Here is a 23,715-nt window from a genome sequence, read left to right on the forward strand (position 1 = left end):
AAACTACCGAGCGAAATGATACATACTCAATGGCCACCACAACGTACCAAAAATCGGATACACCGCCCATATTTCATTAGGGGTCGTCATTGCATTTACGGTAACAAAAAATACAGCGATTAAAATACTAGCATGAATAGAGAATTTCTTAAACGTTCTTCTGCGTGCATGATAAATGGATAGTGGCCACCATAATACGACAAACGCTGGGAAGATTGCCCACGGAAAACCTGGTGCCAGGAAAACATTTAGCACGACGTAATAGATGATAATGCTAGAGCTTCCTAGTATGGCAACGGATAAATGTCCAGCTCGCTTACCAAGTGATGTAAGAATTGGCCACCATAAGATAGGGAAAACGGCGTATAAGAACCATGGGTATTTCGGTGTTTCTAGGTAATTTTGGATGACAAGAAATGCAATGATCAGAAGACTATGCAAGAATGCGAGCTTTGCATGGTTTCTTTGTTTGGATGCGTACACAGAAACTGGCCAAAAAAGGAGCGCGAAGCACGGGTAAATGAACCAGTGGTAATTTGGACTTGTAAGATAATTAACTAAAAGGATGAAAATAATCGTCATCAAGCTTCCTGCGACAGCAAACGCTACATCATACTTTTTCATAGTCACGCCTCCTATTTCGTTCTTAACCAAGAGAAATAAGTAGATAGCGGCCACCATAAAACGCCGAATGTTGGATAGACGAACCAGATTTCATCTGGTGAATAGTAAAAGTTGATGAAGACTAGGAGTCCGATGATTAAGACACTTCCCCAAATGGAGTACATAAGATTGATTTTTTTAGTATCTTTGGATGCTTGTTCAGGTTCAGCCATTGCGCCCATTTCTTGTTTTAAATCATCTAAATCACCAAAATCGACAATCGCTTTATTAATCGCATCTTCTTCTGATTTTCCTTGTGCCATTAAATCAATCACTTTTTCTTCTAGGTTTTCTAATACTTCCTGCTTCATCGCATTATTTTCTTCCGTAACTGGCATCTTGCTAAACAAATGATCGACATGCTGCTTTAATTTTTTCATGATAATCCCTCCATAAATAGGTCAATAATTTCCTTCGTTTCTTTCCATTCCTTTACCGATTCTCTAAGATAAGCCTTTCCAAGAGTCGTGATTCGGTAATATTTTCGTTTTCCACCTTGTGTAAAATCCCCGACGTAGGATTCGATAAGTTCCTTTTTTTGAAGGCGCTGAAACACTGCATAAAGGGTGGCTTCTTTAATTTGAAATCGGTCTTCCGTTCGAATACTTATCTCCTTGGAGATTTCATAGCCGTAGCGGTCTTGCTCGAACACAAGACGTAGAATAATCGATTCCAAATGGCCGCGAATAATATCGCTTCTAATCATGCTGTCACTCCTTGTTCTTCGATTGTTCTATCTGATAGAGTAATCTTAACGGAAATTACTCTATGTGTCAAAGTAATTTTGGGTTTAAAAAAAGAATTTACCTTCTGGTTACTTTTCCCTCCTTAGTCTTAGCGGGGATGCACCATGGAAGATGAAAATGCAAATGTTGGTCCGATACAATAGGGGAAGAGCATATGTAATTAATTACATATGCTCTATTTATAGGAAAACGTTCATAAGCATAAAGGAATGATGTCTTCTTTTCGTTAGTGGATAACTTCAAACCTCTATATTAGGTTTACTGCTAGGATTCTTTCAATCATTTGTACATGGAGTTTACCAGGTTTATAGCAGATTCTTTCTCATACGTTCCGTTTGTATTTACGATCATGACTTCATAAAATGTCCCTGCGTCCTTCCATTGAATGCGAAACATCGGACCATCTTCCAAGAGATCTGCTTGTAACCCGTTGGTTAGAGTGATCGTTTCTTCGTCTTTTGATGTTTGATTACTTGCGCCATTAGGATATATCGAGTAATGAATTGTCCAACGAGGGTTTATATTATCAAATAAGAATTCAATGACACTAATTTGATCAGATGTAGGATCGTTCATTTCAGGGTAGGATTCAATGGACATCTCAATTTTTCCGGGTTCTGAACTAAAGTCGCTTGTTTTCGGTAGAACCAATATATCTTGTATGTCTTCAGGGAAAAGTATAATCTTCTCTTTTACCTCACTAGGATAGTTTTCAGTAACTTCATCTAATGAAGTGCGGTTATCCAAAAATCTTCCTTGAAGTTGAAAGAATAGAAATATACCTACTCCTAGCAGTAACATGGCTGTTAGAGATTTTGGTATCCAATTTCTTGCTGATTGTTTTTGCTGATTAGCATGGTTCCAAAATGTATCACGGTCTTGCTTCGTAACTAGAGGCTTCTTTCCGATATACTCATCTAATTCGGATTTGAATTCTTTCTCAAAATAACTCAAGATATTGACCTCCTAACTTACCTTTTAATTTCTCTTTCGCACGCATGATTCTTGTTTTTACTGTTGATTCTTTCACTTGCAAGGTTTTACTAATTTCTTTAATACTTAAATCACGGTAGTATCTTAAGACAATGACCTCTCTGTACTTAATTGGTAAGGATAATATGGAATGAAGGATAACATTCCTTTTTTCTTTTTCCATCAGTACTTGTTCCGATGTTTGTGTGCTTGAACGTACTGTCCATGTTAAAGAACGAATTTTTCGTATGGGAGAACGTAAGTAATCTTTGGACTTATTAATAGCAATCCGCATTAACCATGTCTTTAAAGAAGAATCTCCCTTAAAATGGTCTAGATTGTTGTACACTTTCAGTAAAAAATCTTGAAAGATATCATCCGTATCTGCGTAATTTTTAACATAAGTAAAAATTACTCTCTTAATTGCTTCCCCGTGGTCATCGATAATGTTTTCTATTAATTCTTCCTTTGATTGACCGTTTAACAAATGTTGCTCCAATTTATATCACCGCCTTTTTTCCTTTTGACGAGCGAAAGATAAAAAAAGTCCCATAAATATATTTTTTAATGCTAGTTCTATTTTTAGGGAGTTTTGTCTTTCATATTTTTAATTGGATTTACCGAAGTAGTAGTCTCACTGTTTTCTAAAATATGGTGTGTTATGGCATATAAAAAGCATTGTAGACTTTTTGTTAGAATGTGGATATACGTAATTTACGAGTCAGGATTGCTCAATAATGAAATATGTAATGATGGATACTAATAGTAACGAAAGTAGGGGGAATATGAAAAGATTAGTAATTATGACTATTGGAAAAACACATAGTGGAAAAACTACATTTGCCAAAGCATTGGAGCAAGTATTGAATAATGAATTAGTTGTCGGCCTATTTGAAGCTAAAGGTTGTGTTTGAAAGTTTAAGCCAATAATATATATACGTACCTTCTAAATTAATGGCTTGATTCTCTTTTTATATTCTCTTCTTCCAAACATAAATAACTGCGCCTTGCACAATAAAAATCAAGCCAACGAGCACCCAACATACAATCTCGATACGTTTCAAACGATAGCTCTTGGATGTAATTGTGATAGGACTCGGTCAAAAGATATCCGATTGGGAAAACGGGGAAGGAATATAAAAGAGCCATATAAGAGATTTGTCGTCCACGTTCATCTTTTCCTTCTGACCCCCATAGGAATTTCAATGAAATAAATAAACAAACGAGATAGACCGGTGTCAAAAGTAAACCAATCGTATAAATCATGTTATTCCTCCTCTTTTACACTGTATTGAAACACATCATTTATATCTACATCGAATAAACGAGCAATTTCAAAGGCTAACTTCAAGGATGGATTATACCGATTATTTTCGATGGAGATAATGGTTTGACGGCTTACACCGATGAGATCGGCTACGTGTTTCTGTGACCACTTTTTCTCTGCACGAAGGACTGCGAGACGACTTTCCAGATATCCGGATTCCTTAAATCCCAAATGGAACCCTCCCTTTATTTGGAATTCACTATGCGTTAACTGTAATATATTTTTGACTATTAGTAAACTATTTTTAACATAAGGTTAGAAATAATTTACTTAAGTGCGTAAAAGAGGGCAACCCATTTTTGGATTACCCTGTAGAAACTTATGGAGTTCCTGGTTCCACTGTCTTTCCTGGTTCGTCCGCCTGATCGACATGCTTAATAAAGAACGAAAGAACTAAACTAATAAACCCAAAGATGAAGATAACAAAGTACGCATCATTAATTCCGTGAATCGCAGCTTCCATAGCTACATGATCCTTCGTTAACCCGGCTGCGAGGCCAGAAGCCATGTTATCTGTTGCATAATCCTTGGAGCTATTTGTCATAATCGTAACCAATAAGGATGTTCCGATTGCACCTGCCACTTGCCGCGCTGTATTGGAAATCGCGGTACCGTGCGCGTGTAGGCTGTTTGGTAATTGGTTGAGCCCGGCTGTTTGAACAGGCATTAGGAATAGTGCCATCCCAATTCGTCGCCCTGCATACAGTAGGATGAGAAACATAAAGCTCGTAGAGTCTGTTAAATCTGTGAATTTAAACGTCGATGCAAGAATAATAGCAACCCCAATAATCGAGAGCCATTTGGCGCCGAATCGGTCAAAGAGCTTCCCGACGACAGGACTAAGTAATCCCATTAACAAGGCGCCAGGGAACATCAATAGCCCGGACTCTAATGCGGTATAGCCTCTCGCTTCTTGAAGATACAATGGCAGTAAAATCATATCGGCATACATCACAATCGTTACCGTCACATTAATCAGTGTCGTTAACGTAAACATGTTGAATTTAAACGCTCTTAAATCCAAGAATGGATCTTCTGTTACGAGCTGTCTCCATGTAAATAATCCAACCGTTAACATACCAATTCCAATCGCTAAGATAATCTCTATATCAGACCAGCCTTTATTACCAGCTTCACTAAAGCCGTATAGCAAGCTTCCAAATCCAACTGTTGATAGAATTAAGCTGATTATATCTAGCTTGGTTTTCGTTGTTTTTGAGACGTTTTGTAAGAATATAAAGCCACAAAGAATAATGACAACAATAAAAGGAATCATTCCATAAAACAACATCTGCCACGGATAAGATTCTAAGACGTATCCGGTTAAAGTCGGACCAATGGCTGGGGCAAAGATAATCGCAAGTCCAACAAATCCCATCGCTGACCCACGTTTATTAGGTGGGAATAAAGACAGTACCACGTTCATAAGCAGTGGCATTGTGATTCCAGTACTTGCCGCTTGAATTAAGCGTCCTACTAGTAGGGTAGGGAAGTTGCCGGCGATAGCAGAAACGATCGTACCCGTTAGAAACACAAACATAGAAGTTTGAAATAGCTGCTTTGTCGTAAATCGCTTCATTAAAAAGCCAGTGATAGGAATCAACACTCCATTCACGAGCATGTAACCAGTCGTTAACCATTGTGCGGTCGATGCTTGAATTTCAAATTCATCCATTAAGGCAGGCAAAGCAACCGTCATGGTCGTTTGGTTAAAGATGGTGAAAAAGGCACCTAAAATCATGATGACCAATATTGGTCCTTTTTTAATCGAATTCTCTGGTGTTTCTGCAGTACTCAAGCACATTCATCCTTCCTAATTCCGAGTATAATTTACAAACTGTTGCATAGTTAACAGCACATAAATTATATTGTAGGTACAAAGAAATTAGATGACAAGTTACAATATGGATAAAAGTGTAGGATAGTTTACAGATGAAAAAGATGTGTTGTTTACTTTATAGTTAATAAACATAAAGGGATAAAATGTAGTATAAATGGGGTGTGGAAGCATGGAAAAGGAACAATTAGATCCGAGGATTATACGTACGAGACAATTACTAAGGAATGCGTTTGTAGAACTGCTGAAGGAAATGGATATTGAGAAGATTTCGGTGAATCGATTAACGGAACGAGCAACCATCAATCGAGTGACCTTTTATCTTCATTATAAGGACATTCCCGACATGCTAGAAAGAATGGCAGATGACATGATAACGGATATCTCTTCTTCCATAGAAAATGTAGAAGAAGCTGCATCCACTGCATCCAAGGATATGGATCGGCAAATCATGGTGAATTTCCTAGAGCATATTGAGAAAAATAAGGAATTTTATAAGGTCATTCTTACCTCTAGACGAATTCCTATTTTTAGAGATCGATTGTTACAGCTAATCACAGATAAAATAATGAGTAGAATGGAAACGAGAGGAAAGGATTCCTTCGTCTCCAAAGTAGGGATTCAGCCAGACATTTTAATCTGGTATGATTCTTCGGCCATTATTGGGACGATTGTGGCTTGGTTAAGAAATGATCTACCTTATAGTCCAACCTATTTAGCGAATCAGTTTTATTTGTTACATAATCGTGTCGTGAATGAGAAGTAACACTGTCCCATTCCATAAAACATCTAAATAAAGGAGATACAATCCATGCCAGGAGTATTCATCACAGCAACGAGTAAAAATATCGGGAAAACAGTTTTAACCACATGCTTAACGTATGCACTTAATAAAAAAGGAATAGACACCGTCCCCTACAAGCCAGTCCAATGCGGAGCAATCCAAAAAGACGGTAGCTGGGTTTCTCCAGATGCAGAAGTGTATCGCAACGTCTATCAGCCACGCAACGAGGAAGAGATAAATACGTATTTATATAAACCTAGATTCTCTCCACATCTTGCTGCTCAACTGGCGAATGACCCGATAAATCCTAAGAAGATTCTTTCAAACTATGAAAAACTAGAACAAGACCATGATTTCGTTCTAGTGGAAGGACCAGGCGGTCTTGCCGTCCCTCTCATCGATGAACATTATGGAAATGCGGAGCTAGTTAAGGACTTGAACTTACCTCTCTTCGTTGTCGCATCAGCGGAAGTCGGAACATTAAATCATACAGTGATGACGGTATCCTATGCCAGAAGCAAGCATATTGACGTTCAAGGAATTATTCTCAATCAATATCCGGAGCATCCATCGGAAGGAATTCAAGAAAATCCGGTGATGCTAGAAAAAATGACAGGAGTTCCTGTCATAGGAATGGTCCCTCATGTTGACGATATAGAAACAAAATTAAAAGATAAAGCCGTACTTGATATCATGACCGAAAATATAGATGTAGACTATATCGCAAACGAAAGTAATAGCTAAGAAAAAACGAATATGGTAGGTGCTATTCATGACAACAAAACAAGAAATCCGTGAAAGCAAATGGAATTACTTAACTGAAAATAAACTAGGTAGATTTCCGTTTCCTTTACAAAATCGGATTCCAAACTTTAAAGGGGCAGAGCTTGCGGCCAAAATGGTAACTTCTATGCCAGAATATCAGCGTGCTAACGTAATCAAAGTTAACCCAGATGCGCCACAGCTCCCTATCAGAACCCAAGTGTTAAAGGATGGAAAAGTTTTATTAGTCCCAACCCCACGACTCAAAGCTGGATTTATTATGGTAAAGCCCGAATGGGTTCCGAGTGGAGAGGAACGAAGAGCAGCTAGTCTATCGCATATCAAATCGTATGGGAAAGAAGTTGCGCTAACCGACATTCCTAAAATTGATTTGTTTGTGGTAGGCTCGGTTGCTTTACATCGAGATGGGCGAAGAATTGGCAAAGGAGAAGGCTATGCAGATCGAGAATATGCGATTATGCGTGAGCTTGGCAATCCGGACGTCCCAGTCGTCGGTACGGTACATAGTGCACAATTAACCGATGAAGATGTCCCACGTGATGCGTTTGATCTTTCAGTCGATTGGATTGCAACGGAAACAGAGCTCATTGAAACGAATTCTCCATATGGAAAACCGAACGGAATTAAATGGGAGCTTGTAACGGATGAAGAGCTGGAGGAAATGCCTGTATTAAGGGAAATACAGGAACTTACGCAATAAGCTTCAGAATAGAGGAAAGCCCACGGGATTATACTCCTGGGCTTTCTTGATTTATTCGTCCTTCCTTCGCTTTTCTAGTATTCGTTCGCTCAAAGATTTATTTTTAGTCACCAGATGTTTATGTAGGCTGTGTAGTAAATATAAGCCCCTCATCATCATGGCTAGAAGGAGACTAAACCCGATTAATGGAAGATCTAATGCAATGTCTGTAAGGGAATGAATAAATCCAATACTAACAATCAGTAAGAAAAGTAAGAGCGTGTACATCATATACCTCCGTTCTAGCTGAAAAATATCTACAGTAAAATTATAACAATTAGTATGCATGCAATGGGAAGAATTTTCATTTTATTGGAATTAGAATTTTTTATAGACGAATGGATTACAATCGAAGACAATACTTAATAGAGAAAGAAATTCCGTAGAGGAGTTTACTTATGAAAAAAACGTATTTTATATGGCTCGGACTCCAGATAGTCGCGTGGGGCTTCGCATTACTAGAATTCCCATCTGGCATAAAGGAAGGACAAGTAGCCGGCACTAGTCTATTTTTTATTCTGTTATTCATCCTACCTTTATTTGCCGAGCGACCAGTTATCCAAACGATCTTTTTTTCTTTGCAAGCAATCGCAACGGTTGTTGTTTTTTATCCGATAGACGGAGCATGGAATCCATACGTATTTCCGATTCATCTATTACTTTTAGCAGAAGCGGCTTTTTATCTTACTCGCTTTCAAAGCTTAGTCGTCCTCTGTTTTCAACTAGGAAGTGCAATCTGCATCGTGAGGAATGCGTCTCTTCCAACTTCCACCTTAACTTGGGGTGTGCTTGTTTACGTATTTACTGTCATAGCCTTAGTGTATTACCAATCGGTACATAAGAAAGAAATAGAGCTACAGAAAAAGAATGATGCTTTACTAGATGAATATCGAAAAATGAAGCGTCTACTTCTTGCAGAGGAAGAGCAGGTGCGACAGGATGAACGGATGCTGATTGGACATGAAATCCATGACTCTGTTGGACATAAGCTCACCGCGCTTGTTATGCAAGTGGAGGCATTCCGTTTAACTGCTGCAGAAGAAGAGAAGGAAAAGATTCAAAGTCTCAAGGAGCTTGCAGAGCAAAGCCTGGAGGAAACGAGACGAGCGGTGAAGTCGTTTAAGCAGCATGAGGTTGGTGGCTTGCAAGGGATTATTCGCTTAATTCGTAAATTAGAATTGGAAAGCTTCATGAAAGTGAACTTCTCCGTTAAACATGGTGCGTTTGCAGCACCATTAACAGGAGAGCAGTCCTTTGCGATTTATCGTGGAGTTCAGGAAGCGCTAACGAATATTATGAAGCATAGTGCTTCCAGAGATGCGCAAGTGACGTTTGAATCGCCTGGCGGAAGTGTTTTTCGTTTTGAAGTCCTAAATGTAACGGAAACAAATCCTTATTTTCAAGAGGGCTATGGGTTGAAAGCGATGCGAGAGCGATTAGAAAAAGTCGGTGGCTCGTTAGAAATTGATCAAGGGGATCATCATTTTATCGTAAGAGGTAGTGTGCGATTAACGGAACGGAGTGGATATCGTGATTAAGGTGCTGTTAGCAGAAGACCAAGTGATGGTGCGACAAGGGCTAAAAGCCATGATAGAAACAGATGAAGAGATTGTGGTAACAGGAGAAGCGGATAATGGACGAGAAGCAATTAAGCTATGTGACCAACAGTCGTTTGATTTGGCGATTTTAGATATTCGAATGCCAGAAATGGATGGAATTGAAGCAGCGAAGACCATAAAAACGCGCTTCCCTAACCTGAAAATTTTAATGCTTACGACGTTTGATGATAATCAATATGTGGTGGAAGCGTTAAAGCTAGGGGTAAGTGGCTATATGCTTAAGAATGGAGATACAGAGTCTTTAATACGTTCGATTAGGAGTGCCTTACAAGGAGGTCTCTCCATCGAAGATCAAGTTGCAGCAAAGGTCATGCCTGTATTACTTCAGGATCAAGAGGAGGAAAAGGGGAATGAAACCTTGACCCCTAGAGAAAGAGCCATTTTAAAGTGTATTGGAGAAGGGTTGAATAATAAAGAGACCGCTGAACGGTTAGGCTTGTCGGTAGGCACTGTGAAAAATCAAACGAGTCATATTTTAGACAAATTAGAGCTAAGGGATCGGACACAATTAGCGATTTATGCGATTCGTCATCGGTTGGTTTAAGAAAAAGTGACAAAAGTAATAATGCACGGAATAACGAGTGACCAGAGTCAGTAGTGGCTTTGGCTTTTTTGTTTTATGATGCAAATATGAAGATACCTAAGGGATCTGTAGGAGGGAATAAAATGCTAGAAACGGTTCATTTAAGCAAGTCATTTAAAGGAAAAAAAGCCGTACAGGACGTAAATTTATTTTTAAATAAAGGCGAATCCGTTGGTTTGCTAGGCCCGAATGGTGCAGGGAAATCAACGACAATCTCCATGATTTCCAGTTTGATTAAGCCAACAGAGGGAGAGATTAAGTTAAATGGAATCAACACGATTCAAAAACCTGGCGAGATGAGGCGGATTTTAGGTGTTGTACCACAGGAATTGGCGCTTTATCAGGAGCTTTCCGCTTACGAAAATCTTAAATTCTTTGGCTCTATTTATAAGATGAAAGGAAAAGAGCTTGAAACGAGTATTCAAGAAGCGTTAGATATCGTTGGCTTGAAGGATCGTCAAAAGGATTTAGTCAAAACATTTTCTGGTGGGATGAAGCGACGTGTCAATATTGCGGCAGCTCTCCTTCATCAACCACAAATTTTAATTTTAGATGAGCCTACGGTTGGAATTGATCCGCAATCACGAAATCATATTTTAGAAATGGTACGTATGTTGAATGAGCAAAAAGGGACAACTGTTCTTTACACGAGTCATTATATGGAGGAAGTCGAGCAGCTATGTGACCGGCTGTACATTATGGATCACGGAGAAGTGATTGCCGCAGGTTCTAAAGCGGAGCTGCTAAGTATTTTGTCCACCGAGGATACGATAAAGGTAGCACTAGACAAGATGGATGAATCCTTAGTGGAGCAGGTGCGTTCTATAGACGGAATTCGTAAGGTAGAAGCAGCGCAGCTCCAGTTGAAGATTATTGCGAAGAAAGGGAGCAATATTATAAACAAGCTCGTTTATCTCACGGATCAACACCATACTCAAATCATTCAATTTCAAACCGAAACCCCTAGTTTGGAGGACGTGTTCCTTCACTTAACGGGACGAACATTACGAGATTAGGAGGGATTAAGATGAGAAGTTTTATAAGTAAGGACTTGTTACTGTTTTGGCGAGATAAAAAAGAGCTAGTTACGGTCCTCGTCCTTCCTATTATTCTTGTAGTCGTCTTGAATTTTGCCTTCTCAGGGTTATTTGGAGAAGAAAAAGAGATGTCGATGGAGCTCGCTGTTGTGAATCAGGACGAAGCAGATTCTATGGAGTCCCTCAAGCAAAGGCTAGTAGAAGATGCTTCCTTTGACGAAGCAACAGCACAAGGATTAGTGGAACAAGCAGGCCATATGTCCCCTATTCGGATGTTACTAGATTACTTGACTAGTGATGGGGTGAAGGATTGGGTGACCGTGCATCAGCTTGAGGAAGAAGAAGCAATTGAACAAGTGGAAGCGGGAGAAGTAGATGGTGTACTTGTGATCCCGTCGGGGTTTTCAGAGGATAGTTTGTATGCTGCTTTTGTAGGTGTAGCCCCTACTACTTCTTTAACGTTCAAAATCGAGGAAGAAACGAATAACACGGAGACATTAAAGACCATCATAGATGGCTATTTAGAGCAAGTGAATCTGCAATTCGCCGTACGGCATGTTGGAGGCTCTCCAGCTATGGATAGTCAGCTTCCAAAAGGTGGCCTTGAAAAGCTAGGGGCGGAGGAGAGCTTTACGTTAGGGCATTACTTTACGATTGCGATGGGAGCACTGTTTGCGTTATTTCTTGCATCTACCGTAGCGACGAAAACGGGAGAGGAAATCAGGCAGCAAGTATTCAATCGTATTTTATTGACGAATAGTAAGCCGATTTTATTTTTGTTAGGGAAAATGGTCTCGACGTTTTGCTTAGCTTGGCTACAGATTATGATCGTTTTTGTGTTGTCTAACTTGATTTTAGGTGTATTTGATGGACGATCCATAACTTTCTGGTTAGGTACGATAGGGGTTGTAACGCTACTTTCTTTATCCATTGCTGGCTTAGCTGCTGTCTTTACGACAATTTCTCTAAGAGTAGGGAATGTGGATGCAGCGAATGGGATTTTTATGTTTGTCATTTTATTGTTTGGGATAATTGGAGGAAATTTCGTTCCAGTGTATATCTTACCTAATTGGCTTCAGCAAATCGGGGAATGGACACCGAACGGAGTGTCTTTAGTAATGCTCACAGATTGGATTCAATACGAGCAGGTAGCATCCTTGATTGGACCGAGTTTCGTGTTGGTCGGATTCTTTGTGCTGAGCACGACAGTTGGTTTAATCCTGTATCCAAAAAGGGGGAACGCGTGATGAGAGCAGTCTTTTGGGCACAATTTTCAAAAGAAAAACGAAATCCTATTATCCTTTTATTATTTATTGCTGCTAGTATCTTCGCGACCCTAATATTTGCAGGAGGTGTTCATACACCAACGAAGGTAGCCATTTTTAGTGAGGGAGAGAATGCTGCAGAAATCACAACGAAGTGGAAAACGCTATTAAACGACGAGGATTCCTTCCAATTCGAAATAGTGGAACCGGAGCAGGCTAAAAAAGATGTGAAATCTGGAAATCTAGATGTGGCGGTGAAAGTCATGGAGATGGATTACCGTATCTACGCAACTAGTGACCTGCCGACAGTATCTCTCGTTGAACAGCACGTCGATAAAGTATTCCAACGCGAAGCTCAGATTAGTGCAGTGGCACAATCTAAGGGAAGTGAAGAGGTTCGGGATAAATTTGCACGTTATTTAGAAGATGCACCTTTCCAGATAGAGACAGAAGGGCTTCATAGTGAAGAGGTTCCGGATTATGACATGAGCACGCAATTATTATTTGCCTTTACGTTTCTAATTGCAATATTTATTCTCGGGTTGAGAGTGAATAATGTGACGCATGACAAGGTGTCCGGCGTGTGGAATCGAATGATCCTGTCCCCGATTAGTAAAACGAGTATGTATAGTGGGTATGTTTTATATAGCTTTCTCATTACCCTTTTTCAAATTGTAGTAGTGCTTACGTTGTTTAAGTATGTCATGAACTATAATATTGGAGATAATTTTGGATTAATTATTTTAATTTCTGCGTTCTTCACGTTTAGCATGATTAGTGTTGCGATGCTAATTACAGGGCTTGTGAAAACACCAGAACAATTTTACGCTATCTATCCATCCTTTATTCCATTGCTTCCGCTTATTAGTGGCGCTTATATGATGCCAGGCACGATAACGAATCCAGTACTAATCTTTGTCGCCGACTTGTTCCCAATGGCGCACGCAATGGATGCAATTATGGGCGTTATTTTTTATGAAGCAGGGTTTCAGGATGTGCTTATGTCCTTACTGACGATGTTACTTATTGGTGTTATAGCGATGGGATTGGGAATTAATCTAATCGAGCGGAGAAGTAAATAGGTAGATAAGGAGCTTGTAAGTCATTTTCCTCACATTTTGTGTTCAGCCATTTGTGGGGTTTTTTATAGAAAAAATCTAGTTAAGGAAAAATATGGTATAATTATAGAGACTTCTCTTACTAAAGGAAAGATAAAATGAAAACAATTGATTTGAATTTAAGTTCAACCATCTTATCTGTATATGTCCTTCTACAGATAACAAATGGGTTAAATATTTTAGATAATTGGTTTATAACCGAACTCATTCGAATGATCATCTGTTTAACAGTTGCCATGGTTATTTCTATATTGCTTCGTAAGCTTGAACGTTTGCTCAAGAAAAGCTGAATACTAAAGCTATTTCTGTGCAAAAATTGATTAGGCTTTTCATATCCTTTTACATGGCAATCCAATTCACTCTTATAGGTATGTCAACATCACCAAAGACTTAGAGGTATTCCATTAGATAGAGGTGAAACTCAAATAATATGAATATTAAAGAAAAGATAGCCACAGTAGTAGGCATACTGATTTTATGTATTTTAGTAATTGGCTTTCTTTTTTGTCTTTATTTTTTTGGAATGGCAGGAATCCTTAAACTGCTTGGTGTTCAGTATGAATCCGTTTGGTCATTGGTTCTTTTCGTTACCAGCTTTTTTATTCTGGGAATTGTGGTTGAATTGTTCTCCAAAGCTATCTTTACGTTAAGTGTTCAAAATATAACAGGAAGAGTAAAGATTCTTTTTATACGCATCTGTATTGAATCTATATCAAATTGGTTCGTATTGTTTACAGTAGATGCTTTCATGCAGAGCATTGCACTTTCTACTGAAATAGAAGTTGTGATTGCATGCCTAGTAGCGGTGGTAGAAATTGCATTTGATAATGATAAGGATTAATCAATACCACTAAGTGGTTTGGGGGTCCTATCTGTTAATCAAAGATAACAAGGGGAAGAGGGTAATGGAACAGTAAATAGAGTAAAATCTTTATCTGTTCGCTAGTTTATTTGCATGCAGTGCGTTCGTTCTCTTCTTTATGTATCACAGACAAATAAAATCGAGAATCTCCTGGAATACCCCATACTATTTTTAACTGTTTTCTTTATGACTGGTACCTGAATATTGATTAAATATTTCTATCAAAAACGAAAAAACAACCCGTAATCTTGATTGTGCTAATAAGTTAGTTAGCCAAGTAGGAGAGAACCTAATGAATTTAAATCATCCAATCGCAAAAGGAAATACTGCCAATATATATCTTTCGAATCATAAGATAGTTAAAGTTTTTAACGATTTCTTGCCAAATACGGAATCGCAAAAAGAGGCAAACAAGCAAAGGTATGCCTATTCCTGTGGACTTCCGGTACCTGAAATCTATGAGGTAACAACGATAAAAGGGAAGCAAGCAATTGTTATGGAGCATGTGAAGGGAGAAACATTAGGAGATTTATTTTTAAAAAATAAAGAACAAGCAGCGCACTATATGAATCTTTCCATCGAAATGCAACTGAACATTCATCGTATAATTCCAGATAATATAGAACCTATGTATGATAAATTGCACGGTCAAATACAAGCAGCTCCCATATTAAATCCCATACAAAAATCTCAATTATTAAAATTGCTGGAGTCCATCACGTATACCAATAGACTTTGCCATGGCGATTTCCACCTATTTAATTTGATTTTGGCGGATACTAATCAGGTGTTTGTAATTGATTGGGTCGATGCGAGTGCGGGTGATATACGTGCGGATATTTATCGAACATATCTTTTATATTCCCAGCTATCATCTGAATTGGCAGAAATGTATGTACAAATGTATTGTGAAAAGAGCGGGTTGTTAAGAGCAGAAATATGTCAATGGGCTCCGATTATTGCTGGAGCAAGGTTAGCTGAAAATGTTGAATCGGAGAATTCACAACGACTAATACGGATTGTCGATAACTACCTATCGCAGTAACTTATTTCTAGGGGAGGGAAAGTGTTGAGGATTTTACTAGATTTGTTCAATCTTTCTGTATATGTACCTTTTTGGAAAGCAGATGAAGAAGACATAGGTAGAAATATAAAACATCTGAAACAATATAATTGGTTTCAAGGCTATTTTACTGACTCCATATACAGAGACCTCATTATTCAAAATAAGAATGTACGTCAATGTATTGGAAGGTTTAATGTGAATAAGCTTAATAAACAACCCTATCAAAGAAGATGCCAAGAAAATCTTCGCAAAGTGCTACAGAAAAATGGAGTGGGCATTTCTTCTTAAAAAGGAGAGGTCAAATGGAGTTCGTATTTGTTAGACACGGACAAGGGGAACACACACTAGACATACCCAACAGTCTGCATATTTCAGATCCTTCACTAACGGAAGAAGGGATAAACCAAGCCAAGGCACTAAGAGAACAATTGCCTTTATCACCAACGGATGTACTAATATGTAGTCCAGTAAGACGAACTTTAGAGACAATGGAAATTTGGAGTAAAGGAATAGACTGTAAGAAAATAGTGAGTCCGCTCGTATCCCCAAGAATGTTCCCCCAAATTCCAGAAGGGAAAACATTACCTTGCGATAAAATGTTATCGGAAGAGACTATCAAAGCTGATTTTCCTGATTTTCACCTCGATGAGGAAGCAGAAAGTGAATGGTGGATAAAAGGGATCAATAAAATGAGCGAAGAAGAGTTTAATCTTAGAGGGAAGGCGTTTATAAAAAGGTGTAAACTAATGGGAACTAGAAGGATTTTTATCGTTTCTCACGATGGAACAATAACTTCTTATCGGAAGTTTATTACTGGAAATGAATTTACTAGAGGTGATTTTCCTAAGGAAACTGGGATTGTAAAAGTTAACTTTTAAAAAAAGGTGAAAATACAACGAAAATTTTCCTCCTGAAAACAGCTCCAGCATCCTTAGTCCTATCAATTGGATCCATTTTCCACCTCAAATGATTCTCTTGAACTAGACTATGTAACAAGTCTATGTCGTTGTTCGATTTTTGTCATTTCTCCTTCATGTAAATGTCAAATCTATCTCCTAGATTAAAAATGGATAGCATTCTCGTTACAAAAACTAAGACTTCTTGTCGATTGTGATCAATCTATGAAACTGGATAATAGAGATAGGGGAGAACACAACATAAGGAGGAATTCATCTTGAATCGATTTCTAAAAAGTATAGTAGCTGTATTTGCGGTAGTCCTTACCTTTTTCATTGCTACTAGTCCAGTAGCGGCAAGTAGTCAGAATGTGAAAGTAGTATCTTACGAGAATCACCAATCCTTCGGTATGGATCAATTATACGGTTGGTTGAAAAACTTGGACTGGGATAAGTACGTGAATTGGAATAATGAAGAACAAGAAGAAACTCCCCAAAAAGGAACAAATGGAGAACAACCAAACGAGGAAGAAGCTTCAAATGAATCCACTACGGTTGAAGAAGATCAGGGTACAAAAGAACAGTCAGCTTCTTTCAAAGTGAATGCATTTGAACAAGAAGTAGTGAAGCTAACGAATAAAGAAAGACAAAAGAAAGGCTTGCAACCTCTAAAGCTTTCGGAAGAACTAAGTAAGGTCGCACGTACGAAGTCACAGGATATGGTGAATAAAAATTACTTTAGCCACCAATCCCCGACATATGGATCTCCGTTCGATATGATGAAACAGTTTGGAATCAGCTATCGAACAGCTGGAGAAAACATTGCCAAAGGACAACGTACACCAGCATCCGTCGTACAAGCTTGGATGAATAGTGAAGGGCACCGCGCAAACATTCTAAACAAAAACTTTACACAGATTGGTGTGGGGTTCGTGGAAACGAAAGGAACTACGTACTGGACACAGATGTTTATAGGGAAATAAAGAAACTAGCATCTACTTACAAAAGTAGATGCTTTTTATCTGGGATAGAGGTCTTATGCGAGCATCGAGATTACTAAAGACAAGAATAGTAGTTCCATAGACTTAGATTTTTCCGTTATAATAAAAGTATTCTAAGAGGTGACGATAATGGAAAAAACAGAACAAATAGCTGGATGGCTTTCCTTAACGGACATTTATATCACAGTTTCCAACCAGCTTGAAATAGTGTTACAGGAACGTCATGATTTAACGTTAAAAGAATTCTATGTGCTTTTATTTTTATCGGAAACACCAGAAAAGAAGCTAAAATTACAAGATCTCCAAAAAAGGATAGGGTTGAGCCAAAGTGCTTTGTCTAGATTGGTTGCTCGTTTTGAAGCGAAGGGATGTGGAGCTTTGCAGCGAGAGATTTGTCAGGATGATCGGCGCAACCTATATACATCCATTACCGAAATTGGGGAAGAAAAGTTAAATAAAGCGTTCGACACGTTTTATCAAACGGTAGATTCTGCTTTGCAAGAAAGTAGTCTTCAAGAGGACTTGAAAAAATTACTTTTGCCAGCAAATTATTCGAACGGATAGGAAAGGCTTTTATAAAAGAAGCCTTTTTTTGTTGGATAAAAGCATGATGCGAATCGTTTGACGGATGATTCATTTCATTGTGTAATAAATGCATGCACATGCATTAAATGGAAATAAATGAAACAGGGAAGCCTTTTAGGAAATGATGGTTTCATAAAAAGGAGGAATTAATCAAATGGAACATTTATTTACGCCCTACAAGTTAAAGGGGCTAGAAGTAAAGAACCGTGTCGTGATGCCGCCGATGTGTCAGTACTCAGTTACAAATAAAGATGGGATTGCGAATGACTGGCATTACATACACTATGTAAGTCGCGCGATTGGTGGAGCCGGCTTAATTATTATCGAAATGACAGATATTGAACCAGAAGGTCGTATTACAGACTACGACTTAGGCTTGTGGTCTGACGAACAAATCCCAGCCTTAGCTCGAATTGTAGAGGCCTGTCACCAGCACGGCGCTAAAGTAGGAATTCAAATTGCTCATGCTGGTCGAAAAGCTCAGGATACGGAGCAGCCAGTTGCCCCATCAGCAATACCGTTTAATAAAGACTTCAAGACTCCGAAAGAATTAACGGTCGAAGAAATCCAAGACAAGGTAGAAAAATTCCGTCTTGCCGTTGGCCGTGCGATAAAAGCGGGTGTAGATGTTATCGAAATCCACGGTGCTCATGGTTATTTAATTCACGAATTTCAATCTGCATTTACGAATAAAAGAACGGATGAGTATGGAAAAGACTTAGCGAAGTTCGGGAAAGAAGTCATTCGAGCAGTTAAACGTGAAATGCCGGAGGATATGCCACTCATTATGCGTATTTCTGCGAAGGAATATGTAGATGGCGGCTATGGACTCGAGGAAAGCATCTCCTTTTCTAAAGAATACAAAGAAGCTGGAGTCGACATGTTCCATATTAGTGCTGGAGGGGAAGGTCCGATTGCTGCACACGGTAAACCAGGTACGCATGTTGCATATCAAGTTCCGTTGGCTAGAGAAATTCGAAAAGCATTAGATGTTCCGGTTATCGCGGTAGGTCGTTTAGATGAGCCGGTTCTTGCCAATGCAGTCATTGGAAACGAAGAAGCTGATCTTGTCGCTGTTGGAAGAGGGATGTTACGCAATCCTTATTGGACGCTCGAGGCAGCTGCAACATTGAAGAAAGAAACAACCTATCCAACCCAATATCAAGTAAGTTTTCCAAATTAAAAATTTGGGCATATATACTGTAGGAGGGATAATCAATGAGTAAAAAAGTACTTATGGTGGTAACGAATCACACAACCATCACAGATGATCACAAAACAGGACTTTGGTTAGAGGAGTTCGCAGTTCCATACTTGGTGTTTAAAGAAAAGGGCTATGATGTGAAAGTAACAAGCGTGAATGGTGGCGAGGTTGCTTTAGACCCTAACAGTATCGAGGATAAGCCAGAATGGAAAGAAGCGGAAGCAGAATTGAAAGATACGGCAAAACTTTCCAAAGATGACGCAAAAGGATTTGATGCTATCTTCTTACCAGGTGGACATGGTACAATGTTTGACTTTCCTGATAACGAAACTCTTCAATACGTATTGCAGCAATTTGCAGAGGATCGTCGCGTCATTGGATCTGTTTGCCACGGGCCAGCAGGCTTGGTGAACGTCGTGTACAAGGATGGGACCCCACTTGTAAAAGGGAAAAAAGTTTCCGCTTTTACGGATGAGGAAGAAAAAGAAATGCAACTCGATCAACATATGCCTTTCTTATTAGAAAGCAAATTACGTGAAAAAGGTGCAGACTTTGTTAGCGGAGACAAATGGACCGATCATTCGGTTCGCGATGGAAATCTAGTAACCGGTCAAAATCCACAATCCAGTAAAAGTACTGCTGAAAAAGTGGTCGAGGCTCTAGAAGCATAATGTAGTGTATAGTAAAAACCCTGTAACAGCTGTTACAGGGTTTATTCTGTTGAAAGGATGACTTAATATGCCATCGAACTATCGTGATAATACTTAAATTCCAACAAATTATTGGCGGGATCAATCAAAAAGAACGTCATATGCTCCTCTTGTCTTCCTTCAAACCGAACCATTGGTTTATGGAAAAAAGGAAGCTCTTCCTTTTGTGCATACTCCAATGCTTCTTCGTATTCTTCTTTATCTAAAAATGTGATACCAAAATGTCGAGGATACATCTTAGGTTTCTCATCGATATTGTCAGGACTTAAATGACACACAACTTGATCTCCGAAAAAGTCAAAGGTAACGCGGTCATCATATCTTCTTGCGAGCTTGCACCCTAATTTTTCATAAAAATCTACCGTTTCATCCAAGTCCTTACATGGAATAGCTAGATGAAACACTTTGTTTGTTTCTCGCATTTATATTCTTCCTTTCTATCAATCAATTTCTAAAGGCTCTTGGTTCTCAAAATGGAACGTATCAGAACGTAATCCTAGACGTAATGTCTCCAAGGAGATAACGTCAGATAAAGCGATATTCGATAGATTCACATTAGAACCAAGCTGTTCAATAAAAAAAGTTTGCATTTGTTTCGTTGGCGCTTCAAAAATAAGCTTTTCCATCGGGATACCAGAATGTCGAATAGGATCAAAAAGGTCTGCCCGAATATTGCCATCTTCTCGGCATATCCCACTTGTTCCACTTTCTCTAGCCTCGGTAATCACTTTGGTAGCACCTGCTTCTAAGTCTTCTTCGATGTTCTCAATCCATTCGGTAGAATCCTGTGTATTGGCTGTCAAAGAGTCTTTATCTCCAACTTCGCTAAATACGGTGAATTCTCTAGATAAATCATAAATGTAGCTCGCTTTTTCACGATTAGACATGTCTATCGTCCCGTTGGAAACCTCTACATAGCTACAACCGAAGCTTTTACAATATTGATAGAATTCTTTTTCTTTTCCCTGGCTTATATACTTTTCAAATAAAGTACCACCGAAGAAGTAATCAATCCCATTGTCTTGTAAGCAGGCTATTTTTTGTTCCAAGAACCTTGTGACTAAGGAGGTACCCCAACCAAACTTCACTAGATCAATGTAGTCAGGGGAGCTTTGGATGGTATCCTTGAATAGTTGTAAAGGTGCGCCATTATCAATTAATATCGTAAGTCCCTTATTCCTCGGCTTTTTCTCTCTATCCGGTAACACTAAGCCGTACTCCATCATACATAACCCTCTCAATCGTTGGAAGTTTATCCTTTTTATTCACTCTCATAACGAAGTTCGAGTCTAGGGATTTCGTAGCTAGATAGATATCTTCAATTGGGAATGCAGGGAGGTCATTGTCCAAAAATTTTCTTGCCACACGGGAGTGAATGATGCGGTCAATCACTTCTCTCTCCGAAATCGAAGACGAGTCCTCGATTATACTCTTGATATATTCTGCGCAAGCTAAATCGTCTTCTCCGTTCGGATGTGAGGCAATGATGTGGATGCGCTCCCCTTCTTTTCCGTGTGCTTTTACAAACTCTGCTGTCTTTCTTGCATTTGTAAATCCCGTAACATACACATGTGTAGATGAAGCTAGACTGTTTAGTGTAGCTCGAACCCCGTTCGTCGTCTTTTGGACGAGTGTCTTTCCTGTTATCTGTTTCTCTTGCATGTGATAGGGCGAATTATCTAAGTCAAAGTCTTCAATGGGGAGGCCATCCCTTTCACCTGCCAAAAGGCAGGAAGGATGTTCCGCCTTCCATTGAAAGGCTTGTTCCGTCGATTCTGCTAGAAAAATTCGATTTACCCCTTTTAAAAACGCGTAATGCGCGACCGTAAACGCTCGAAGAACATCAATCACAATGGTTGTATCAGCAGCTTGCTTGGGTGTTGTTCTACCTTGGAAAATATGAATCTCCATTCTTCTACTCCTACCCCTTTACGAATCTTCTTTCTCCCCAGCCAAAAGCTCTACAAAAAGTATATTCGCCTAGCTCATTTCGGTTACACTTTCTCCAAATAAAAGAAAATAGGCGCTTGCTTCTCGAACCATCTTCGCCTAGTTGAATACATTGACTTTAAGGCATAAACCTATTTTTGGAAGTTGTCAAAAATACAGGGGAAGCGAGGGTTAACATGGAGAAGATAACGTACTCAAAATGGGATGATGAAGTCCAAGAATCACTGAATCATGAGTTGAAGGACTTTATGGATGTCATTAAGTGGGCGTATCAAACGTATGAGGAAGACATTCTGTACGCATGTAGTTTCGGAGCCGAAGGAATCGTCTTAACGGATCTTATCTCTAAAGTAAATCCACATGCTACCGTGGTGTTTTTAGATACGGATTTGCATTTTAAAGAGACGTATCAATTAATAGAAAAAATTAAAAAAAGGTATCCAAAGCTACATGTGAAGATAACCAGACCCGCTTTGACGTTAGCACAGCAGGCAGAGGAGCACGGGGATAAGCTATGGGAACGGAATCCGAATCAATGCTGCTATATACGGAAAATAGAACCTTTAGAAAAGGAATTGAATGAAGTGGAGGCTTGGATTTCCGGATTGAGAAGAGAGCAGTCCGCCAATCGAGCTAATACAGAATATATCAACAAGGACAATCAATTTAAAAAGGTAAAAATATGCCCACTCATTCATTGGACATGGGAGGATGTGTGGACTTATATCGAGTTAAACAAGCTGGATTACAACGAGCTGCATGACCAGAACTATCCAAGTATTGGCTGCGAAAAATGTACCTTGCCAGTCTTTAATGATTCCGATTCTAGAGCGGGTAGATGGTCTAGCTTTGAAAAAAATGAATGCGGCTTGCATCAGTAGGGACTGATTAGATTGATTACGATACTGGCATGTGTGATTGGTTTCTTTTTTGCATTAAATATTGGTGCAAGTGGTGGAGCTGCATCGATGGGGATTGCCTATGGATCTGGTGCTGTGAAACGGAGAAGATTAGCCCTCCTCATATGTGGAGCTGGGGTGTTTTTAGGAGCGTTCTTAGGTGGCGGAGAAGTGGTTAAAACGATTGGTTCGGAAATTATTCCACAGCCGATTATATCCATTGAGATTGCGCTGATTATTCTTAGTTCCGCAGCTATTTCGTTGTTTATTGCGAATCTAAATGGCATTCCATTATCGACGAGTGAAGTGACAGTCGGATCCGTAGTCGGAGTTGGAATTGCGTTTCAGGCGCTTTATGTAAAAAGTCTATTGGTCATTATCATGTATTGGCTGCTTGTACCATTAGTCGCATTCATATTGGCATTCTTCGTGAATAAGGCAGTCAGAAAAATAGAAGCATCGTATCCGAACCTTTATGGGCAGAAGGGGATTCGGTTGCTGTCGATTTTGTTAATTATCACAGGATTTCTAGAGGCGTTCTCCGGTGGGATGAACAATGTGGCGAATGCAGTTGGTCCTCTAGTCGCTGCTGGTATTCTTTCGATTAATCAAGGTACATTATTCGGTGGGATGTTTGTAGCATTAGGAGCCATTTTGCTTGGTGCCCGTGTCATCGAAACAAATGGAAAAAAGATTACGGAATTAAGTCTTTTACAAGGAAGTGCGATTTCTGGAATCGGTGCTACTTTAGTGATCATTGCCTCTCTATTTGGGATTCCAGTTCCTCATACGCAAGTGACAACTTGTAGTATTTTAGGGGTTGGTGTATCCGATAATGGAAGGCAAATATGGAAAAAAGGTATTATTTTGAAGCTCATCAAAACATGGGCAATGTCCCCTGTTTTTTCCCTCGTGATTTCTTACAGCCTCGTGAAATTATTCATTGATGCCGACTTTTCAGGCATCCTTCTTTTGATTGTGTTTTTAACGGTTGTGTATGGGATTGGCCAGTGGAAGCCCATCGAAACAAAACTTGGAGAAACTAAGCCTTTAGTAGATAGAAAGTAAC

At 39.2% G+C, this 23,715-nt stretch carries 29 protein-coding genes and 1 pseudogene; 19 read left to right on the forward strand and 11 right to left on the reverse strand.

All coding sequences use genetic code 11. The features are described from left to right. Positions 1-3 precede the first annotated feature (3 nt). The 5 genes from FN924_RS04520 to FN924_RS04540 form a co-directional block, all read right to left on the reverse strand. Complete coding sequence (locus FN924_RS04520; RefSeq protein ID WP_143892253.1) at positions 4-624, reverse strand: hypothetical protein; 621 nt, start codon at positions 622-624, stop codon at positions 4-6. A gap of 11 nt (positions 625-635) precedes the next feature. Then, entirely contained in the window at positions 636-1,043 is a 408-nt protein-coding gene (locus FN924_RS04525; protein WP_143892254.1) for a permease prefix domain 1-containing protein, read from the reverse strand. After that, a complete protein-coding gene (locus FN924_RS04530; protein ID WP_143892255.1) occupies positions 1,040-1,369 on the reverse strand; it encodes a PadR family transcriptional regulator in 330 nt (109 codons plus the stop codon). The genes FN924_RS04525 and FN924_RS04530 overlap by 4 nt, the downstream gene beginning before the upstream one ends. A 319-nt stretch (positions 1,370-1,688) precedes the next feature. Then, complete coding sequence (locus FN924_RS04535) at positions 1,689-2,363, reverse strand: hypothetical protein (protein WP_143892256.1); 675 nt, start codon at positions 2,361-2,363, stop codon at positions 1,689-1,691. After that, positions 2,350-2,880 (reverse strand): sigma-70 family RNA polymerase sigma factor, encoded by a 531-nt coding sequence (locus FN924_RS04540; RefSeq protein ID WP_143892257.1) that lies wholly within the window; start codon positions 2,878-2,880, stop codon positions 2,350-2,352. The genes FN924_RS04535 and FN924_RS04540 overlap by 14 nt, the downstream gene beginning before the upstream one ends. Positions 2,881-3,166: 286 nt before the next feature. On the opposite strand from FN924_RS04540, the pseudogene FN924_RS04545 reads away from it, so the two are divergent. Then, a pseudogene (locus tag FN924_RS04545) lies at positions 3,167-3,265 on the forward strand (ATP-binding protein); the annotation flags it as partial. A 67-nt stretch (positions 3,266-3,332) separates the two neighbouring features. Here the strand turns inward: FN924_RS04545 and FN924_RS04550 are convergent. The 3 genes from FN924_RS04550 to FN924_RS04560 all read right to left on the reverse strand — a co-directional run bounded on the left by FN924_RS04550 (position 3,333) and on the right by FN924_RS04560 (position 5,449). After that, positions 3,333-3,647: a hypothetical protein gene (locus FN924_RS04550; RefSeq protein ID WP_143892258.1), complete on the reverse strand. Its 315-nt coding sequence runs from the start codon at positions 3,645-3,647 to the stop codon at positions 3,333-3,335. A 1-nt stretch (position 3,648) separates the two neighbouring features. Next, positions 3,649-3,879: a helix-turn-helix transcriptional regulator gene (locus FN924_RS04555; protein WP_143892259.1), complete on the reverse strand. Its 231-nt coding sequence runs from the start codon at positions 3,877-3,879 to the stop codon at positions 3,649-3,651. A gap of 148 nt (positions 3,880-4,027) precedes the next feature. Continuing rightward, the gene (locus tag FN924_RS04560) at positions 4,028-5,449 is read right to left on the reverse strand and encodes a DHA2 family efflux MFS transporter permease subunit (RefSeq protein ID WP_228409643.1); all 1,422 of its coding nucleotides are present in this window, start codon (positions 5,447-5,449) and stop codon (positions 4,028-4,030) included. A 268-nt stretch (positions 5,450-5,717) separates the two neighbouring features. Here FN924_RS04560 and FN924_RS04565 point away from each other — a divergent pair, with 268 nt between their 5' ends. From FN924_RS04565 to FN924_RS04645, 16 genes are all read left to right on the forward strand, one after another. Further along, a complete protein-coding gene (locus FN924_RS04565) occupies positions 5,718-6,311 on the forward strand; it encodes a TetR/AcrR family transcriptional regulator (protein WP_143892261.1) in 594 nt (197 codons plus the stop codon). Positions 6,312-6,356: 45 nt separating this feature from the next. Further along, positions 6,357-7,073, forward strand: coding sequence for a dethiobiotin synthase (gene bioD / locus FN924_RS04570; protein ID WP_143892262.1), 717 nt, complete (start codon positions 6,357-6,359; stop codon positions 7,071-7,073). 28 nt (positions 7,074-7,101) lie between these two features. After that, positions 7,102-7,812 carry a 5-formyltetrahydrofolate cyclo-ligase gene (locus FN924_RS04575; RefSeq protein ID WP_143892263.1) on the forward strand — a complete coding sequence of 237 codons (711 nt, stop codon included), beginning with the start codon at positions 7,102-7,104 and terminating at the stop codon, positions 7,810-7,812. 437 nt (positions 7,813-8,249) lie between these two features. After that, entirely contained in the window at positions 8,250-9,389 is a 1,140-nt protein-coding gene (locus FN924_RS04580) for a sensor histidine kinase (protein ID WP_143892264.1), read from the forward strand. Next, complete coding sequence (locus tag FN924_RS04585; RefSeq protein ID WP_143897121.1) at positions 9,382-10,014, forward strand: response regulator; 633 nt, start codon at positions 9,382-9,384, stop codon at positions 10,012-10,014. The genes FN924_RS04580 and FN924_RS04585 overlap by 8 nt, the downstream gene beginning before the upstream one ends. A gap of 122 nt (positions 10,015-10,136) precedes the next feature. Further along, complete coding sequence (locus FN924_RS04590; protein WP_143892265.1) at positions 10,137-11,069, forward strand: ABC transporter ATP-binding protein; 933 nt, start codon at positions 10,137-10,139, stop codon at positions 11,067-11,069. Between the two features lie 11 nt (positions 11,070-11,080). After that, positions 11,081-12,337 carry an ABC transporter permease gene (locus FN924_RS04595; protein WP_143892266.1) on the forward strand — a complete coding sequence of 419 codons (1,257 nt, stop codon included), beginning with the start codon at positions 11,081-11,083 and terminating at the stop codon, positions 12,335-12,337. Then, complete coding sequence (locus FN924_RS04600) at positions 12,337-13,437, forward strand: ABC transporter permease (RefSeq protein WP_143892267.1); 1,101 nt, start codon at positions 12,337-12,339, stop codon at positions 13,435-13,437. The genes FN924_RS04595 and FN924_RS04600 overlap by 1 nt, the downstream gene beginning before the upstream one ends. A gap of 466 nt (positions 13,438-13,903) precedes the next feature. Beyond that, positions 13,904-14,314, forward strand: coding sequence for a YrvL family regulatory protein (locus FN924_RS04610; protein ID WP_143892269.1), 411 nt, complete (start codon positions 13,904-13,906; stop codon positions 14,312-14,314). 313 nt (positions 14,315-14,627) lie between these two features. Next, a complete protein-coding gene (locus FN924_RS04615; RefSeq protein ID WP_143892270.1) occupies positions 14,628-15,380 on the forward strand; it encodes a phosphotransferase family protein in 753 nt (250 codons plus the stop codon). A 24-nt stretch (positions 15,381-15,404) separates the two neighbouring features. Further along, complete coding sequence (locus tag FN924_RS04620) at positions 15,405-15,689, forward strand: hypothetical protein (RefSeq protein ID WP_143892271.1); 285 nt, start codon at positions 15,405-15,407, stop codon at positions 15,687-15,689. A gap of 14 nt (positions 15,690-15,703) precedes the next feature. Continuing rightward, positions 15,704-16,279, forward strand: a complete 576-nt coding sequence (locus tag FN924_RS04625) for a histidine phosphatase family protein (protein ID WP_143892272.1) — start codon at positions 15,704-15,706, stop codon at positions 16,277-16,279. Between the two features lie 296 nt (positions 16,280-16,575). After that, positions 16,576-17,280: a CAP domain-containing protein gene (locus FN924_RS04630; protein ID WP_407692007.1), complete on the forward strand. Its 705-nt coding sequence runs from the start codon at positions 16,576-16,578 to the stop codon at positions 17,278-17,280. 147 nt (positions 17,281-17,427) lie between these two features. Continuing rightward, positions 17,428-17,862, forward strand: a complete 435-nt coding sequence (locus FN924_RS04635; protein WP_143892273.1) for a MarR family winged helix-turn-helix transcriptional regulator — start codon at positions 17,428-17,430, stop codon at positions 17,860-17,862. Between the two features lie 175 nt (positions 17,863-18,037). Next, positions 18,038-19,066 (forward strand): NADH:flavin oxidoreductase/NADH oxidase, encoded by a 1,029-nt coding sequence (locus FN924_RS04640; RefSeq protein ID WP_143892274.1) that lies wholly within the window; start codon positions 18,038-18,040, stop codon positions 19,064-19,066. A 35-nt stretch (positions 19,067-19,101) separates the two neighbouring features. Then, on the forward strand, positions 19,102-19,758 hold the full coding sequence (locus tag FN924_RS04645; RefSeq protein ID WP_143892275.1) for a type 1 glutamine amidotransferase domain-containing protein: 657 nt from the start codon (positions 19,102-19,104) through the stop codon (positions 19,756-19,758). 62 nt (positions 19,759-19,820) lie between these two features. Here the strand turns inward: FN924_RS04645 and FN924_RS04650 are convergent, their stop codons facing one another. From FN924_RS04650 to FN924_RS04660, 3 genes are read right to left on the reverse strand one after another with little or no spacing between them, the layout of a single operon-like run. Beyond that, complete coding sequence (locus FN924_RS04650) at positions 19,821-20,219, reverse strand: VOC family protein (protein WP_143892276.1); 399 nt, start codon at positions 20,217-20,219, stop codon at positions 19,821-19,823. Positions 20,220-20,237: 18 nt separating this feature from the next. Then, the gene (locus tag FN924_RS04655; protein ID WP_143892277.1) at positions 20,238-21,023 is read right to left on the reverse strand and encodes a phosphosulfolactate synthase; all 786 of its coding nucleotides are present in this window, start codon (positions 21,021-21,023) and stop codon (positions 20,238-20,240) included. Beyond that, a complete protein-coding gene (locus tag FN924_RS04660; RefSeq protein ID WP_143892278.1) occupies positions 20,992-21,708 on the reverse strand; it encodes a 2-phosphosulfolactate phosphatase in 717 nt (238 codons plus the stop codon). Before FN924_RS04660 ends, FN924_RS04655 begins: the two co-directional genes overlap by 32 nt. 215 nt (positions 21,709-21,923) lie before the next feature. Between FN924_RS04660 and FN924_RS04665 the strand changes: the two genes are divergently transcribed. Next, positions 21,924-22,628: a phosphoadenylyl-sulfate reductase gene (locus FN924_RS04665; RefSeq protein ID WP_143892279.1), complete on the forward strand. Its 705-nt coding sequence runs from the start codon at positions 21,924-21,926 to the stop codon at positions 22,626-22,628. A gap of 12 nt (positions 22,629-22,640) precedes the next feature. Next, positions 22,641-23,714 (forward strand): sulfate permease, encoded by a 1,074-nt coding sequence (locus FN924_RS04670; protein WP_143892280.1) that lies wholly within the window; start codon positions 22,641-22,643, stop codon positions 23,712-23,714. Position 23,715 lies beyond the last annotated feature (1 nt).

The organism is Radiobacillus deserti (assembly GCF_007301515.1).
Taxonomy (GTDB): Bacteria; Bacillota; Bacilli; order Bacillales; family Amphibacillaceae; genus Radiobacillus; species Radiobacillus deserti.